The sequence below is a fragment of the Cupriavidus yeoncheonensis genome (assembly GCF_905397275.1).
GTDB classification, from domain to species: Bacteria; Pseudomonadota; Gammaproteobacteria; order Burkholderiales; family Burkholderiaceae; genus Cupriavidus; species Cupriavidus yeoncheonensis.
Genome location: NZ_CAJPUY010000021.1, coordinates 32,365 through 48,704 on the forward strand (window position 1 = coordinate 32,365; position 16,340 = coordinate 48,704).

Here is a 16,340-nt window from a genome sequence, read left to right on the forward strand (position 1 = left end):
TTATCGCAGCATAGGCAGTTATAGTCGGAGCATCGTTTGGCCACGGCGAAACCCAATGCAAGCGCGCAAGCCAGGAACACGGCTAAGTACGGCGACCTCAAGCGCCGGCTGATGTTCCTGGTGATGGCCCTGATCGTTTACCGCATCGGCGCACATATTCCGGTGCCGGGCATCGATCCGGACCAGCTCGCGAAGCTTTTCCAGAGTCAGTCGGGTGGCATCCTCGGGATGTTCAACCTGTTCTCGGGCGGGGCGCTGTCGCGCTTTACCGTCTTCGCGCTCGGCATCATGCCGTACATCTCGGCGTCGATCATCATGCAATTGCTGACGATCGTGCTGCCGCAGCTGGAGTCGCTGAAGAAGGAAGGGCAGGCAGGGCAGCGCAAGATCACGCAATACACGCGTTACGGCACCGTGGTTCTGGCCACGTTCCAGGCGCTGTCGATTGCGGTCGCACTGGAGTCGCAGCCAGGGCTGGTAATCGATCCGGGCCTGATGTTCCGGGCTACGGCGGTGATCACGCTGGTGACCGGCACGATGTTCCTGATGTGGCTGGGTGAGCAGATCACTGAACGTGGTCTGGGCAACGGCATCTCGATCATCATTTTCGGCGGTATCGCGGCGGGCCTGCCCAACGCGATCGGCGGACTGTTTGAACTGGTCCGCACGGGTTCCATGAGCATCATCGCGTCGATCTTCATCGTCGCGATCGTGATCGCTGTGACCTTCGCCGTGGTGTTTGTCGAGCGTGGCCAGCGCAAGATCCTGGTGAACTATGCCAAGCGTCAGGTCGGCAACAAGGTGTACGGCGGTCAGTCGTCGCACCTGCCGCTGAAGCTGAACATGGCAGGGGTGATTCCGCCGATCTTCGCATCGTCGATCATCCTGTTCCCGGCGACGATTGCGGGCTGGTTCACGTCCCAGTCGACGGGCGCGGTTGGCAGGTTCATCAAGGACCTGGCTGCCACGCTGTCGCCGGGCCAGCCGGTCTACATCCTGCTGTACGCTGCTGCGATTGTATTTTTCTGCTTCTTCTATACGGCTCTGGTGTACAACAGTCGTGAAGTGGCGGACAACCTGAAGAAAAGCGGTGCCTTCATTCCGGGCATTCGTCCGGGCGAGCAGACGACGCGCTACATCGACAAGATTCTGGTGCGTCTGACGCTGGCTGGTGCGATCTACATCACACTGGTCTGCCTGTTGCCGGAATTCCTGGTGCTGCGCTGGAACGTTCCGTTCTATTTTGGCGGGACCTCGCTGCTGATCATCGTGGTCGTCACGATGGACTTCATGGCCCAGGTTCAGTCCTACGTCATGTCGCAGCAGTATGAATCGTTGCTGAAGAAAGCGAACTTTAAGGGCAACCTGACCCTGCGCTGATTCAGATCGGTACAGACAAGGTATGGCTAAAGACGACGTCATCCAGATGCAGGGGGAGGTCCTGGAAAGCCTTCCGAACACGACGTTCCGCGTCAAACTGGAGAATGGCCACGTAGTACTCGGCCACATCTCCGGCAAGATGCGAATGCATTACATCCGGATCCTTCCGGGTGACAAGGTGACGGTCGAACTGACCCCATATGATCTGTCACGCGCACGGATCGTCTTCCGGACGAAGTGAGCGAACAGGAATTGAAGGAAGAGGAAAATTATGAAAGTGCTGGCTTCTGTTAAGCGCATTTGCCGCAACTGCAAAATCATCAAGCGCAACGGTGTCGTGCGCGTGATCTGCTCGTCGGATCCCCGCCACAAGCAACGCCAAGGCTAATCGGAAAGAGGATTGACGAATGGCACGTATCGCAGGGGTTAACATCCCGAACCACAAGCACACCGAAATCGGCCTGACGGCCATTTATGGTGTCGGCCGCTCGCGCGCTCGCAAGATTTGCGAGGCCACCGGTGTACCGTTTGACAAGAAGGTCAAGGATCTGACCGACGCCGACCTGGAAAAGCTTCGTGACGAAGTGGGTAAGGTCACGGTCGAGGGTGACCTGCGTCGTGAAACCACGATGAACATCAAGCGTCTGATGGACCTTGGTTGCTATCGTGGCATGCGTCACCGCAAGGGCCTGCCCATGCGCGGTCAGCGTACCCGTACCAACGCCCGTACCCGCAAGGGTCCGCGCAAGGCCGGCGTGGCTCTGAAGAAGTAAAGCCGAAGGCAGAGGAAGAAACTAATGGCAAAAGGTCCGAATAACGCCGCTCGCGCGCGTAAAAAGGTCAAGAAGAACGTTGCCGACGGCATTGCGCACGTCCACGCCTCGTTCAACAACACCATCATCACGATCACCGACCGCCAGGGCAATGCCCTGTCGTGGGCGACCGCCGGTGGCCAGGGCTTCAAGGGTTCGCGCAAGTCGACCCCGTTCGCTGCCCAGGTTGCTGCCGAGAACGCCGGCCGCGTGGCACAAGACCAGGGTATCAAGAACCTGGAAGTGCGCATCAAGGGCCCGGGCCCGGGTCGTGAGTCGGCTGTCCGTGCGCTGAACGCGCTGGGCATCAAGATCGCGATCATCGAAGACGTCACGCCGATTCCGCACAACGGCTGCCGTCCGCCGAAGCGCCGCCGCATCTAAGCGTTGGCGTGTCCGGACCGGCGGGTTTACCTGCCGGTTTCGGATATGGTAGTATCGCGCGCTGACCTGCTGCATCTGATGCGGCAGGTTTTCGTTTTGCGCGGCGAGAATGCTGCATCAAGCGCATTGCACGCCTGCGCATTGAACAATGCTTTTCGCGTCGCACCCGGCAACGGGGCACGCTTCATAAGCCCACCGTCCGTCACGGTCTCCGGGGATTCCCGGTAGCACAGCGTTGGCGGACTCGCGGCGCGTCAAGAAGGCGCCGTGATCGAACAAAGGAAGACAACGTGGCACGTTATATCGGCCCGAAGGCCAAACTTTCCCGCCGTGAAGGCACCGACCTGTTCCTGAAGAGCTCGCGCCGCTCGCTGGCCGACAAGTGCAAGCTGGACAGCAAGCCGGGCCAGCATGGCCGCACCTCGGGTGCCCGCACCTCCGACTACGGCAACCAGCTGCGCGAAAAGCAGAAGGTCAAGCGCATCTACGGTGTGCTCGAGCGCCAGTTCCGCCGCTATTTCGCTGAAGCCGACCGCCGCAAGGGCAACACCGGCGAAAAGCTGCTGCAACTGCTGGAATCGCGTCTGGACAACGTGGTGTACCGCATGGGCTTCGGCTCGACCCGCGCTGAAGCGCGCCAGCTGGTGTCGCACAAGGCGATCCTGGTGAATGGTCAGACCCTGAACGTGCCGTCGGCCCAGGTCAAGTCGGGCGACGTCATCGCCATCCGCGAGCAATCGAAGAAGCAATCGCGTATCGCTGAAGCGCTGTCGCTGGCCGAGCAGTCGGGTTTCCCGACCTGGGTCGCTGTGGATGCCAAGAAGTTCGAAGGCACCTTCAAGCAGGCTCCGGATCGCGCCGACATCGCGGGCGACATCAACGAAAGCCTGATCGTCGAACTGTACTCGCGTTAATCAGCCGAACCGCCGAACAGAACGGTTCGAGCTTGCGATTCCCGCAAGGCCTCTCTTTCAGCCCGCCGCGCTATACGCGCGGTCGGGCTTATTGCCCATCGCACGATGGGTCTTTCAGGTTCCAAACGTCAGCCTTATCGGTGTAACGAGCCGAGGGTATTGAAAAGGACAACCTAATGCAAACAGCACTCCTCAAGCCAAAAATCATCGCCGTCGAGCCGTTGGGCGATCATCACGCCAAAGTCGTGATGGAGCCGTTCGAGCGCGGCTACGGCCATACGCTCGGTAACGCCCTGCGTCGCGTGCTGCTGTCATCGATGGTCGGTTATGCCCCGACCGAAGTGACGATCGCTGGGGTGGTCCATGAGTATTCCACCATCGACGGCGTGCAGGAAGACGTCGTCAACCTGCTGCTCAATCTGAAGGGCGTTGTGTTCAAGCTGCACAACCGCGACGAAGTCACGGTTTCGCTGCGCAAGGACGGTGAAGGCATCGTAACCGCGGCCGATATCGAGCTGCCGCACGATGTCGAGATCATCAACCCGAACCACGTCATCGCCCACCTGTCTGCCGGCGGCAAGCTGGATATGCAGATCAAGGTCGAGCAAGGCCGTGGCTATGTGCCGGGCAACGTGCGCAAGTTCGGCGACGAGTCGGGCAAGGTGATCGGCCGTATCGTGCTGGACGCCTCGTTCTCGCCGGTGCGCCGCGTGTCGTACGCCGTCGAGTCCGCTCGCGTGGAGCAGCGTACCGACCTGGACAAGCTGGTGATGAACATCGAAACCGACGGCGTGATCTCGCCCGAGGAAGCGATTCGCCAGTCGGCCCGCATCCTGGTTGACCAGTTGTCGGTGTTCGCCGCGCTGGAAGGCACCGAGTCCGCCGCCGAGGCCGCTTCGAGCCGCGCACCGCAGATCGATCCGATCCTGCTGCGCCCGGTCGACGACCTGGAGCTGACGGTGCGTTCGGCCAACTGCCTGAAGGCCGAAAACATCTACTACATCGGCGACCTGATCCAGCGTACCGAGAACGAGCTGCTGAAGACCCCGAACCTGGGTCGCAAGTCGCTCAACGAGATCAAGGAAGTCCTCGCCTCGCGTGGCCTGACTCTGGGCATGAAGCTCGAGAACTGGCCGCCTGCAGGTCTGGACAAGTAATTGCGGCGCGAGGCATTGTCCTCGCGTTGCGGTAACCGCCCCGGTTCCGGCCGGGGCACGTATGACTACCGGCCCGCGTCCCGAGGTTTGCGCCAGGGGGCGATAGAAGAGCTGGTCAAACACTTAATCTGAAAGGAATCATCATGCGTCACCGTCATGGTTTGCGGAAACTGAACCGCACCTCGTCGCACCGTCTCGCGATGCTGCGCAACATGTCCAACTCGCTGTTCCAGCACGAGCTGATTAAGACCACCCTGCCCAAGGCCAAGGAACTGCGCAAGGTTGTCGAGCCGCTCATCACGCTGGCCAAGAAGGACACCGTTGCCAACCGCCGTCTGGCCTTCGCCCGTCTGCGCGATCGCGACATGGTCACCAAGCTGTTCACCGAACTGGGCCCGCGCTACAACGCTCGTCCGGGCGGCTACACCCGTATCCTGAAGTTCGGTTTCCGTCAGGGCGACAACGCGCCGATGGCGCTGGTCGAGCTGGTGGATCGTCCGGAAATCACCGAAGCTCCGGCTGAAGAAGCTGCTGAGTAAGGTTGAGTTCCAACCCGTCTTCCGACGGGTTCGGACACACCGCTTACAATCGAGCCAGGCAATTTGCCTGGCTCTTTTGTTTTGTGCGCCAGGATTCGGAGGGCCGGATGCAAGCCAGTGCCAGTTCACAACAAGCCGCCGATGGCGACGATGCGGCGGTCATCGCCGTGCTGACCAACCTGCCCGACGCGGACACCGCGACGCGGCTTTCGCGGGCCTTGCTCGAGGCACGCGTGTGCGCATGCGTGAACCGTCTCGCGCCCGTGCAATCCGAGTACTGGTGGCAGGACAAGCTGGAACAGGCGACGGAATGGCCGCTGCTGGCCAAGACGACGCGGGCACGCTATGCGGCGCTTGAGGCGGTCATCCGGGCGAACCATCCCTATGATGTGCCGGAGATCATCGCGTGGCCCGTTAGTCAGGGTTTTGGCCCTTATCTCGCGTGGGTGCGTGACGAAGTGGGGGGCGCCGCACATGGTGCGGAATGACGGCGGCGCCCGGGATTACGGAAGCGACAAAAGGATTCGGGACGGTCTATGAATATGGGTTTTGCTCTGTCAGAGCGGTCACACCGGTTGGGCTGGGCGCGGCATATTGCCGCAGCGCTGGCGATGTTGGCGGCGTGGTTGTGCCTGGCTGCAGCTGCTGGCGCGGCCACGGAAGAGGATTTCCTGCCACCCGATCAGGCCTTCCGCTTCGCCGCACGGCAGATCGACCCACAGACCATCGAAGTGCGCTTCGATGTGGCGAGCGGCTACTACCTTTACCGCGAGCGCTTTGCCATTGCCGCCCAGCCCGATACCGTCCGCCTGGGCAAGCCTGAATTTCCCGCCGGCAAGGTCAAGTTCGATGAGACTTTCGGCAAGGAGATGGAGACCTATCGGGACACCGTCGTGATCCGGGTGCCGGTGCAGTCTGCGCCAGCCGACGGCAAGTGGTCGCTGGTCGTGACGTCTCAGGGCTGCGCCGACAAGGGGTTGTGCTATCCGCCGATGGAGAGCGTCTACAAGGTGGGCGCCGTGTCGCTGGGCAGCCTGTTAGGCAACAGCCCGCGCAGCGAGGCGACGACTCGGCCGCCGGCGGCGGGACCGGGCACGGACGCCGCCGCACCTTCCGCACGCATTGATGAAAACGACCGCATTGCCGGTGTGCTCGCCAGCCGCAACCTCGCCATCGTCGTGGCGCTCTTCTTCGGCCTGGGCCTGCTGTTGACCTTTACGCCGTGCGTCCTGCCGATGGTGCCGATCCTGTCGTCCATCGTTGTCGGAGAGCACGCCACGCGCAGCCGGGCGCTGGTGGTGTCGCTGGCTTATGTCCTTGGGATGGCCGTGGTGTACACGGCGATCGGCGTGGCCGCGGGTCTGCTCGGCGAAGGTCTGGCCGCGGCCTTGCAGACGCCGGCGGTGCTCGCTGCATTCGCCGCGCTGATGGTGGCGCTGTCGCTGTCGATGTTCGGCCTCTATGAGCTCCAGCTTCCACAGCAATGGCAGAACCGCCTGACGGCTACGTCGAACCGCCGGCGCGGCGGCCAGGTGATCGGTGCCGCCGCCATGGGCGCGATTTCCGCACTGATCGTAGGCCCGTGCGTGACGGCGCCGCTGGCCGGTGCACTGGCCTACATCGCCCAGACGCGCGATGCGGTGACCGGCGGCAGCGCGCTGCTGGCGATGGCGCTGGGCATGGGAGTTCCGCTGGTGCTGGTCGGGGTCGGGGCGGGCAACCTGCTGCCGCGCGCCGGGCGCTGGATGGAAGCCACCAAGCGCTTCTTCGGCTTCCTGCTGCTGGGCGTGGCGATCTGGATGGTCACGCCTGTGCTGCCGGCGTGGCTGATCATGGCCTTGTGGGCGGCGCTGCTGCTCGTGGCGGCGGTATTCCTCGGCGCGTTTGATGCGCTGGGCGCCGAAGCGCGTGGCGTGGCAAGGCTCGGCAAGGGGCTCGGCGTGCTGGCTGCGCTCGCGGGCGCCATCTTGCTGCTGGGCCTGGCTTCCGGCGGGCGGGACCCGCTGCAGCCGCTGGCGCATCTGAACCTGGCGCGCGTGACAGGCGCCGCCGCCGAAGCGCCGGCTGGTCCTCGGGCCGTGCATTTCGAGCGCGTTCGCAGCGTCGCGGAGCTGGATGCGCGCGTGGCGCAGGCCGCGGCCGCAGGCAAGCCGGTGCTGCTCGATTTCTACGCGGACTGGTGTGTGAGCTGCAAGGAGATGGAGCGGATGACGTTCACGGATGCCCGGGTGCGCTCGCGTATGTCCGAGATCGTACTGCTGCAGGCCGATGTCACGGCCAACAACGCCGACGACAAGGCCTTGCTCAAGCGCTTCGGCCTGTTCGGACCGCCGGGCATCATCCTGTTCGGCGCCGACGGCCGCGAACGGCCGGTGCGCGTGATCGGCTACCAGTCCGCCGGCCGTTTCCTGGACAGCCTGGAGCGCGCGCTTGGCACGCGCCCCAGCACCTGAGACTTGGTGTCCTGAATTACAAGGTCGTTGCATAAGTCTGCCGATAAGGCGCACGATCCGTCGTCGCGAATGCTCGCAAGGCTCCAGCCTTGCTGCGCTTCACTCCTAGGCTCGCACGCCTTCTCGACAGACTTATTCCTGCAACGAACTTCCAACTCAGGACACTAGCGCTCCAGCTGTCGTCCGAGCGCCCATACGGCGCCCAGTACCACCACCACCGCGCCCATCAGGCCGAGCGACCACCAGAAGCCGTCGGGCTCGCGCAGCCACGGCATGCGTTCGAAGTTCATGCCGAAGATGCCGGTGATCAGCGTCAGCGGCATGAACAGCGCCGTGATCAGCGTCAGCGTGCGCATGGTGCGGTTGGTCCGGTGGGCGACCGCCGAGAAATGGATCTGGACGGCGGACTCGATCGAATCTTCGAGCCGCCGCGCGTGCGCGAGCACGCGCTGGATGTGCTCCATCAGATCGTTGATGCGGACCAGCAACATTTCGTCCCGCCCTGGCGCCTTGTCCGCGGGCTCGGTCGGATCGGCGCTAAGGCGATTGTCCAGCACACTGTCGCGGAATTCCTGCAAGGCATCGCGCTGCTCTTCGCTCAGATGTTCGAGCTTGCGCAGCTGGATGCGGGCATCGAGCAATCCTTCCCAGCTTGAGAAGCCTCGCCGCGCATTGAGCAGCGCACGCTGCCAGCGGTCGAGCTGCCGCGTGAGCGGCGCGCGCAGATCCAGGTAGCGGTCGACCATGGCGTTGAGCAGGCGCAGCATCAGGTCCTCGGGCCGGCTCGGTGGCCGCACACCATGCAATAGCGGTGCCTGTCCGTTCGCCCTTGACGCGGCTTGTGGCCGTGGCTCCTGGCAAAGCTCCAGCAGGCGTTGGCGGACCTGGTCGACGGTGCGCGACGGACCGGGCCGGACGGTGACCAGCACGTTGTCGAAGACGAAGAAAGTGACCGGCTGCGTGTCGATCCGGGCCAGTGCTGGCAGGAAGCCGGGCGGATGGCGGCGCGGCTTTGGTGCAGCCTCTGTCGCAGGCGGTGCCGAGCCGGCCGCCTCGGCAATGGCGCGGCTGGTCTCGAAGGTCAGCTTGCGGAAGATCACCATGTCGTACGCATGCGTCGTGTCGAAGTACGACGGATGCGCGGTGTTGGTGGCATCCACCAGATGCAGGTCCAGGATGGGCGCGCCGGTGAGCTGGCGCATGCTCTCGCGCCAGCTTTCCGGGGCCGCCGAGACCTCTTCGATGGGAAAATCGGCCCAGACGAAGCGGGCCGCCGCATTACCGGCGAGGAACGTGCCCGCCTCGGCCAGCGAGGCGAGCGGGTGAACCTGGCTGGCCGAGAAGCCTAGCAACTCCATGCGCGCGGCGTGGCCTCAGCCTGCAAGCAGGCGCGCGGCATCGCGCGCGAAATAGGTCAGGATGCCGTCGGCACCGGCACGGCGGAAGGCCAGCAGCGATTCCATCATGACCTTGTCGTGGTCCAGCCAGCCATTCTGCGCGGCGGCCTTGAGCATCGCGTACTCGCCGCTGACCTGGTAGACGTAGGTCGGAAAGCGGAACTCGTCCTTCACGCGGCGCACGATGTCCAGGTACGGCATGCCGGGCTTGACCATCACCATGTCGGCGCCTTCCATGATGTCCTGGGCGACTTCGCGCAGCGCTTCGTCGGTGTTGGCCGGGTCCATCTGGTAGGTCATCTTGTTGCCCTTGCCCAGGTTGGCGGCCGAGCCCACGGCATCGCGGAACGGGCCGTAGAACGCCGACGCGTACTTGGCCGAGTAGGCCATGATGCGCGTGTGGATCTGGCCGGCATCTTCCAGCGCCATGCGTACGGCGCCGATGCGGCCGTCCATCATGTCCGACGGGGCCACGATATCCACGCCGGCTTCGGCCTGGACCAGCGCCTGCCTGACCAGGATCTCGACAGTCTGGTCGTTGATCACATAGCCGTTCTCGTCAAGCACGCCGTCCTGGCCGTGGCTGGTGTACGGATCGAGCGCCACGTCGGTCAGCACGCCCAGTTCGGGGAAGCGGTCTTTCAGGGCGCGCACGGCGCGCGGCACCAGGCCTTCAGCGTTGGTGGCTTCAATGCCGTCGGGGGTCTTCAGCGAAGGGTCGATCACCGGGAACAGCGCGATCACCGGGATACCCAGCTTTACACAGTCTTCCGCGACCGGCAGCAGCAGATCGACGGAAACGCGCTCCACGCCCGGCATGGATGCCACGGACTGGCGCTGGTTCTGCCCGTCCAGGATAAAGACGGGGTAGATCAGGTTGTCCGGCGACAGGCGGTGCTCGCGCATCAGGCGCCGCGAGAAGTCATCGCGACGCATGCGGCGGGGACGGTACTCGGGAAAGGCAGACATGGCAGCTTGAAGGGGGGAGTTCAGGAGGGAATTATGCGGAAAGCGGCCCGTCGCCGGCAGGCGGCGGACGCGCCAGAGCGCGTTGTGCAGAAAAACTAAACTTTTGAGTGTGCCCGCTATCATACTCGCGGACACCTTGCGTTGCGCCTGGCGCGGCGTGGTGTCCCCCGCTACTCCTCCCTGAGCGGGTACCCGCCTTAACCGGCGGGAAAGTTTGTCCCCGTTGCTTGCAACGGGGCTTTTTTTGCTCGCTCGAAATGCTTGCGTTACTCCGGGGCGCCAGGATTCGCGGGCGGCTGGTCCGGCGTCGCGGCCTGCGCTTCAGGCAGCGACAGCCAGCCTGCGATGACGCGCTGCGCTTCTTCGATGCCGCGGCGCTTGAGGCTGGAGAACAGCTGCGCGGTGAGCGGCACCGGCGTTCCCAGTTGCTCCGAATAGCCGGCCAGTATCTGCCTTGTCTCGCGCAGGGCATTGGCGTTTTCGCTGTTGGTCAGCTTGTCGGCCTTGGTCAGCAACACATGAATCGGCTTTCCGGTGGGCAGGAACCACTCCACCATCTGGCAATCGAGATCGGTGAAGGGGCGGCGCGCATCCATCATCAGGATCAGGCCGGACAATTGGGTGCGGCTCTGCACATAGTCGCTGAGCAGTCCTTGCCAGTGGAACTTGGCTGAACCCGAGACCTCAGCGTAGCCATAACCCGGCAGATCGACCAGGAAGGCCAGCGGGTCCGGCGCCTTGACCGGGGCCACGGTGAAGTAGTTGATATGCTGCGTGCGGCCCGGCGTGCGCGACGAAAAGGCCAGGCGCTTCTGGTTGCACAGGATATTGATGGCCGTCGACTTGCCGGCGTTGGAGCGTCCGGCAAACGCGACTTCGGGCACCGCGGTGGCGGGCAGGTCGCGCAGATGGTTGACGGTCGTGAAGAAGCGGGCCTGGTGTAGGAGAGACATGCGTTGACGCAGGTGGGGCGGGCGGGTTGCGGCCGGCGCGAATCGCGCGGGAGTGCAACTACGGTCACGCCGAGGTGGTAAGGCTGGCGGCACGGAATCGGCCAGGCCACCGGAGGTTGATCTTGCGCAGCACAGGGGGCGCCATGGCATCAATCCGGCACATTATTTATTGTACAATACGCCGGTTTACGGTCTCCTGACCAGGTGACGCAGTGCATCCATGACCGCGTTGCCGGTGGCCCGATCCATCCGGACGGGAGCCGTGTTTGCCGTTCCATCGTGAGCGGCGCCAGGAAAGGCGGGGTCTGCTTGCCTGGCGCACCCGTCAGACCGGAATTCCCCGGTTGCCGCGACCACGATGCCAGGGCCTTGCATGGCGCGTCCTCACCGCCCGCAGAGCGCCCGCCGGCATGCACTACGGTATTCAAAACAATTCAGACAAGGTGTGCGAATGAACCGCATTGCGAAGCTTCTGGGTGTACTGGTGCTGGCCCTGCCTGCAACCGCCATGACCGGTCTGGCTTCTGCCTCGGAGCAGGCCGCCGCGAAGGCGGATCCGGCAAAGGGCGAAACGCTTTATACGCAGGGTGCGCCCGATCGCAATGTCCCAGCCTGCCTGAGCTGCCACGGCGCCAACGGCAACAGCGGCGCCGCCGCCAACCCCAAGCTGGCCGCGCAGCATCCTGAATACGTCCACAAGCAACTCGCCAACTTCAAGGACAAGTCGCGCAACAACGCGATCATGTCGCCGCTGGCCGGCTCGCTGAACGACCAGGAAATGAAGGACATCGGCGCCTATCTCGCCAAGCAGCCGATCAAGCCGGCCACGGCCAAGAACAAGGACACCATCGAGGCCGGCCAGAAGATCTATCGTGCCGGCATCGCGGCCAAGGGCGTGCCGGCCTGCGCCGCCTGCCATGGTCCGACCGGCGCCGGCATTCCGGCCCAGTACCCGCGCATCGGCGGCCAGTGGTCGGATTACACCGAAGCCCAGCTCGTGGCATTCCGCCAGGGCACCCGCAAGAACAATCCGGTGATGACGACTATCGCCGCCAAGATGTCGGACGCCGAGATCAAGGCCGTGGCGGACTACGTCGCCGGCGTTCGCTAAGTCGTTCCGCGCCGGCCCGACGGTTGGCCTGCCGCTCCGCGAACGCGGGGCACGAAGCAGGATGCAACCGATGGCGTCGGCAACAATCGAAGAGGGTGGCCTGCTTGCCAAGCATGTCCACCCTTTTTTATTTCAAAGCTTATAGCTGCACATCACATGTCGACCGCTTCCACTTCAGGCCTGCACCTGAAGACCCCACACCGCGTGTTGCGCGACGCGGTCGAATTACTGTCTTCGATGCGATTCGCGATCACCCTGCTGACGGTGATCGCCATCGCCAGCGTGGTCGGTACCGTACTCAAGCAGAACGAGCCGTACCCGAACTACGTCAACCAGTTCGGGCCGTTCTGGGCCGATGTCTTCCACGCGCTGTCGCTGCAGAAGGTTTATGGATCGTGGTGGTTCCTGCTGATCCTGGCCTTCCTGGTGGTGTCGACGTCCCTGTGTCTCGTGCGCAACGCGCCCAAGATGATCGTCGACATGCGGTCCTGGAAGGATCATGTGCGCGAACGCAGCCTGCGCGCCTTCCATCACCGCGGCGAATTCGACGCGGCCCGCCCGCGTACCGAAGCCGTGGCCCGCGTGAATGCGCTGCTGCACAACCGCGGCTATCGAACCCGGCAGGTCGAGCATGATGGCGCCACACTGCTGGCAGCGAAGGCCGGCGCCGCCAACAAGCTCGGTTATATCCTGGCGCACACCGCGATCGTGGTGATCTGCATCGGTGGCCTGCTCGACGGCGACATGCTGATCCGCGCCCAGATGTGGTTCGGCGGCAAGACGCCGATCAGCGGCAACGCTGTCATCAGCGAGATCCCGCCGGAGCATCGACTGTCGGCGGCCAACCCGGGCTTCCGCGGCAATGCCTTCGTGCCCGAAGGCTCGACGGTATCCACGGCCATCCTGAACATCGCCGATGGCGCGCTGGTACAGGACCTGCCGTTCAACATCACCCTCAAGAAGTTCACGGTCGACTTCTACCCGACCGGCATGCCCAAGCTGTTCGCGTCGGATGTGATCGTGACCGACCGCGCCACCGGCAAGCAGACGCATGCCACGGTGAAGGTCAACGAGCCGCTGATCGTCGATGGCGTTGCGATCTACCAGTCGAGCTTCGAGGACGGCGGTTCGCAGCTCAAGTTCGTCGGCTACCCGATGCAGGGCAGTGCCCACGGGACCTTTCCGTTCGCCGGTACTGTCGGCGGCAATGCGCCGCTGACCGCCACGGGCACGGCCGCCGACGCGGACGGCCTGACGGTCGAATTCAGCGACTTCCGACTGATGAACATCGAGAACGTCACCGATGCCTCGGGCAAGCCCGATGCACGCGGCGTGGCGCGCAAGTCGTTCAACGAGACGCTCGAGTCGCACCTGGGCGCCGCGGCCAACACGCAGAAGGAAAAGGCGCTGCACAACGTCGGCCCGTCGGTGCAGTACAAGCTGCGCGACCGCAACGGCCAGGCGCGCGAGTACAACAACTACATGGTGCCGGTGCAGCTCGACGGCCAGTCGGTGTTCCTGGCCGGCATGCGCGAGTCGCCGAACGAGCCATTCCGTTACCTGCGCATCCCGGCCGACGACCAGGGCAGTGTGGCTGACTGGATGCGCCTGCGAGCCGCGTTGCAGGACCGCGGCCTGCGCGGCGAGGCGGCACGCCGCTTCGCGCTGGCGTCGATGCCCGGCGCGGACAAGGCCGAGCTTCGCGGCCAGCTGGCAGAAAGTGCGCTGCGCGCGCTGGATCTCTTTGCCGGTGCCACCCGCCCCAGCCCGGACTCTCCGCCGGGCGGCTTCACGGCGATCGCGGCTTTCCTCGAGAAATCGGTTCCCGCGACCGAGCAGCAGAAGGCTGCCGATGTCCTGCTGAAGATCCTCAATGGCTCGATGTGGGAGCTGTGGCAGCTCGCACGCGCGCAAGACAAGCAGCCGGTGGTGCCCAACAGTGTCCAGAGCGGAGCGTTCCTGCAGCAGTCGATCAACGCGTTGTCGGACAGCTTCTTCTATGGCGCGCCGGTTTTCCTGCAGCTCGACGACTTCAAGCAAATCAAGGCCAGCGTGTTCCAGATGACCCGTGCGCCGGGCAAGAACATCGTGTATCTTGGGTGTCTGCTGCTGGTGCTGGGCGTGTTCTCGATGTTCTATATCCGCGAGCGCAGAGTGTGGGTCTGGATCAAGGATCCGGGACATCATGCGGGCTCCGCTGCACCGGCCGCGCCGACCGCGCCAACCGATGCGACAGCGCCTGGCAGCCATGTGCTGATGGCCATGTCGACCCAGCGCCGCACGCTCGACTTCGAGAAGGAATTCGTCGCCTTGCGCGACGACATCGGCCGCGCGGCCGGGGCCGACCAGGACGCCCCGGCGCAGGCGCGGCATTGAATCCGTCGGGCCGGGCAATGGCGATCTTCGCCGGTAGCCGCCCCGTCTTCGTTGCGCAGCCAAGGGCTGTGCGCAGATCGCAGGTAACGCTATGTCTTCAAACGTGAACCAGGCCGCCCGGCCGGCCATGCGGCCGGCAACCCCTGCCGATTCCGGCGCGGTGGACGAGGCCTACCTTGAACCCTCCTTCCTGCGCCGCCTCACTTGGCTGGACTGGGCTTTTGCGGTGCTGCTGGCCGTTGGTGCCGGCGTGGCGCTGTCGCGCTATGGCCAGTGGATGAACGGCTACGACAAGGCCGTACTGATTGCCTCGGTGCCGACTTTCGCCTTGCTCGGCTGGCACTGGAAGCCGGTGCGCGCCCTGATGCCAGGGCTGGCCATCCTGTCGCTGTTCGCCGTGCAGCTCTATCAGGGACAGCTCGCGCGCGCCGACCAGGCCTTCTTCCTGAAGTACTTCCTGTCCAGCCAGTCGGCCATTCTGTGGATGAGCGCGCTGGTGTTCCTGTCCACGCTGTTCTATTGGGTGGGGCTGGCGACGCGCGCGGCGACCGGCTACAGCATCGGCAGCAAGCTATGCTGGGCTGCCGTGGTGCTGGGCTTCACCGGGCTCCTGGTGCGCTGGTACGAGTCGTATCTGATCGGCACGGACATCGGGCATATCCCGATCTCGAACCTCTATGAAGTGTTCGTGCTGTTCACGCTGATCACGTCGCTCTTCTACCTCTACTACGAAGGGCGCTACAGCACGCGCGCGCTCGGGCCTTTCGTCATGCTCGTGGTATCGGCCGCGGTGGGCTTCCTGCTGTGGTACACGGTCAGCCGCAATGCGCAGGAGATCCAGCCGCTGGTGCCGGCGCTGCAGAGCTGGTGGATGAAGATTCACGTCCCGGCCAACTTCATCGGCTACGGCACGTTCGCGCTGGCGGCGATGGTCTCGGTGGCCTACCTGCTCAAGCAGCGCGGCATCCTGGCCGAGCGCCTGCCTTCGCTCGAAGTGCTGGATGATGTGATGTACAAGGCTATCGCGGTCGGCTTTGCCTTCTTCACCATCGCGACGATTCTCGGCGCACTGTGGGCCGCGGAGGCCTGGGGCGGCTACTGGAGCTGGGATCCGAAGGAGACGTGGGCGCTGATCGTCTGGCTGAATTACGCAGCCTGGCTGCACATGCGGCTGATGAAGGGCCTGCGCGGCACGGTCGCGGCCTGGTGGGCGCTGACCGGCCTGCTGGTGACCACGTTCGCGTTCCTGGGCGTCAACATGTTCCTGTCGGGCCTGCACAGCTACGGCGAGTTGTGAGGATTGCGCTCCCATAGGCAAAGAAAACCTGCCCCATGGGCAGGTTTTTTTTCGTCCTCGGGGAATAAATGCATCACATTCGGTGTTTACTGGAGGAACGGTGCCGGTTGGCGGCACCGGCTTGCATGGAGAAGAACATCATGGCACTTCTGCGTCGTCCTATCGCTGCATCGCTGTTTCGTCCTGCCGCACTGGCCCTGGGCTGTGCATCCGTCCTGCTGACCGCCTGTTCGGGCATGGGCATGGGCGGCATGGGTGGTGCCGGCAACATGCCTCCCACCGTCAAGGTGACCGACGGCGTGCTGACCGATCCGCAAGGCCTGACGCTGTACACGTTCGACCGCGATGCGAAGGACAGCGGCAAGAGCGCCTGCAATGGCCCATGCGCGAACAACTGGCCGCCGCTGATGGCGGCACCCGGTACGAACGCTTCGGGCAGCTACACCATCATCACGCGTGACGATGGCGGCAAGCAGTGGGCCTACCGCGGCATGCCGCTGTATCGCTTTGCCAAGGACACCAAGGCGGGCGATCGGGCCGGCGACAACTTCAACAACGTCTGGCACGTCGCCAAGCCCTGAACGGTCAGGGGCGGATT

At 64.0% G+C, this 16,340-nt stretch carries 17 protein-coding genes; 14 read left to right on the top strand and 3 right to left on the bottom strand.

All coding sequences use genetic code 11. The annotated features are described in order from the left end of the window. The first annotated feature begins 36 nt into the window (after window positions 1-36). From secY to dsbD, 10 genes are all read left to right on the top strand, one after another. Window positions 37-1,380 (top strand): preprotein translocase subunit SecY, encoded by a 1,344-nt coding sequence (secY, locus tag KHO22_RS24915; protein WP_211949843.1) that lies wholly within the window; start codon window positions 37-39, stop codon window positions 1,378-1,380. 22 nt (window positions 1,381-1,402) lie between these two features. Continuing rightward, a complete protein-coding gene (gene infA / locus KHO22_RS24920; protein ID WP_211949844.1) occupies window positions 1,403-1,621 on the top strand; it encodes a translation initiation factor IF-1 in 219 nt (72 codons plus the stop codon). Between the two features lie 30 nt (window positions 1,622-1,651). Continuing rightward, window positions 1,652-1,768: a 50S ribosomal protein L36 gene (gene rpmJ, locus KHO22_RS24925; protein ID WP_008642959.1), complete on the top strand. Its 117-nt coding sequence runs from the start codon at window positions 1,652-1,654 to the stop codon at window positions 1,766-1,768. Between the two features lie 19 nt (window positions 1,769-1,787). Continuing rightward, entirely contained in the window at window positions 1,788-2,153 is a 366-nt protein-coding gene (gene rpsM / locus KHO22_RS24930; RefSeq protein WP_010812377.1) for a 30S ribosomal protein S13, read from the top strand. A gap of 24 nt (window positions 2,154-2,177) precedes the next feature. Beyond that, window positions 2,178-2,576: a 30S ribosomal protein S11 gene (gene rpsK, locus KHO22_RS24935; RefSeq protein ID WP_010812376.1), complete on the top strand. Its 399-nt coding sequence runs from the start codon at window positions 2,178-2,180 to the stop codon at window positions 2,574-2,576. Window positions 2,577-2,866: 290 nt separating this feature from the next. Continuing rightward, a complete protein-coding gene (gene rpsD, locus KHO22_RS24940; protein WP_211949845.1) occupies window positions 2,867-3,490 on the top strand; it encodes a 30S ribosomal protein S4 in 624 nt (207 codons plus the stop codon). 176 nt (window positions 3,491-3,666) lie between these two features. After that, a complete protein-coding gene (locus KHO22_RS24945) occupies window positions 3,667-4,647 on the top strand; it encodes a DNA-directed RNA polymerase subunit alpha (RefSeq protein WP_211949846.1) in 981 nt (326 codons plus the stop codon). Window positions 4,648-4,790: 143 nt separating this feature from the next. Then, complete coding sequence (gene rplQ, locus KHO22_RS24950; RefSeq protein ID WP_011299296.1) at window positions 4,791-5,186, top strand: 50S ribosomal protein L17; 396 nt, start codon at window positions 4,791-4,793, stop codon at window positions 5,184-5,186. Window positions 5,187-5,293: 107 nt separating this feature from the next. Continuing rightward, window positions 5,294-5,674 (top strand): divalent-cation tolerance protein CutA, encoded by a 381-nt coding sequence (gene cutA / locus KHO22_RS24955; RefSeq protein WP_211949847.1) that lies wholly within the window; start codon window positions 5,294-5,296, stop codon window positions 5,672-5,674. Window positions 5,675-5,722: 48 nt separating this feature from the next. Next, a complete protein-coding gene (gene dsbD, locus KHO22_RS24960; RefSeq protein WP_211949848.1) occupies window positions 5,723-7,639 on the top strand; it encodes a protein-disulfide reductase DsbD in 1,917 nt (638 codons plus the stop codon). Between the two features lie 164 nt (window positions 7,640-7,803). Here dsbD and KHO22_RS24965 read toward each other — a convergent pair whose 3' ends face one another. The 3 genes from KHO22_RS24965 to yihA all read right to left on the bottom strand — a co-directional run bounded on the left by KHO22_RS24965 (window position 7,804) and on the right by yihA (window position 10,958). Next, the gene (locus KHO22_RS24965) at window positions 7,804-8,997 is read right to left on the bottom strand and encodes a magnesium transporter CorA family protein (RefSeq protein ID WP_211949849.1); all 1,194 of its coding nucleotides are present in this window, start codon (window positions 8,995-8,997) and stop codon (window positions 7,804-7,806) included. A 15-nt stretch (window positions 8,998-9,012) separates the two neighbouring features. After that, on the bottom strand, window positions 9,013-10,005 hold the full coding sequence (hemB, locus tag KHO22_RS24970) for a porphobilinogen synthase (RefSeq protein ID WP_211949850.1): 993 nt from the start codon (window positions 10,003-10,005) through the stop codon (window positions 9,013-9,015). A 266-nt stretch (window positions 10,006-10,271) separates the two neighbouring features. Next, on the bottom strand, window positions 10,272-10,958 hold the full coding sequence (gene yihA, locus KHO22_RS24975) for a ribosome biogenesis GTP-binding protein YihA/YsxC (protein ID WP_211949851.1): 687 nt from the start codon (window positions 10,956-10,958) through the stop codon (window positions 10,272-10,274). A 451-nt stretch (window positions 10,959-11,409) separates the two neighbouring features. Between yihA and KHO22_RS24980 the strand changes: the two genes are divergently transcribed. The 4 genes from KHO22_RS24980 (at window position 11,410) to KHO22_RS24995 (ending at window position 16,323) form a co-directional block, all read left to right on the top strand. Continuing rightward, on the top strand, window positions 11,410-12,069 hold the full coding sequence (locus KHO22_RS24980) for a c-type cytochrome (protein ID WP_211949852.1): 660 nt from the start codon (window positions 11,410-11,412) through the stop codon (window positions 12,067-12,069). Window positions 12,070-12,225: 156 nt separating this feature from the next. Further along, entirely contained in the window at window positions 12,226-14,445 is a 2,220-nt protein-coding gene (locus tag KHO22_RS24985; RefSeq protein WP_211949853.1) for a cytochrome c biogenesis protein ResB, read from the top strand. A gap of 91 nt (window positions 14,446-14,536) precedes the next feature. Continuing rightward, window positions 14,537-15,742, top strand: coding sequence for a c-type cytochrome biogenesis protein CcsB (ccsB, locus tag KHO22_RS24990; protein ID WP_211949854.1), 1,206 nt, complete (start codon window positions 14,537-14,539; stop codon window positions 15,740-15,742). Window positions 15,743-15,882: 140 nt separating this feature from the next. After that, window positions 15,883-16,323: a COG4315 family predicted lipoprotein gene (locus KHO22_RS24995; protein ID WP_211949856.1), complete on the top strand. Its 441-nt coding sequence runs from the start codon at window positions 15,883-15,885 to the stop codon at window positions 16,321-16,323. Window positions 16,324-16,340 lie beyond the last annotated feature (17 nt).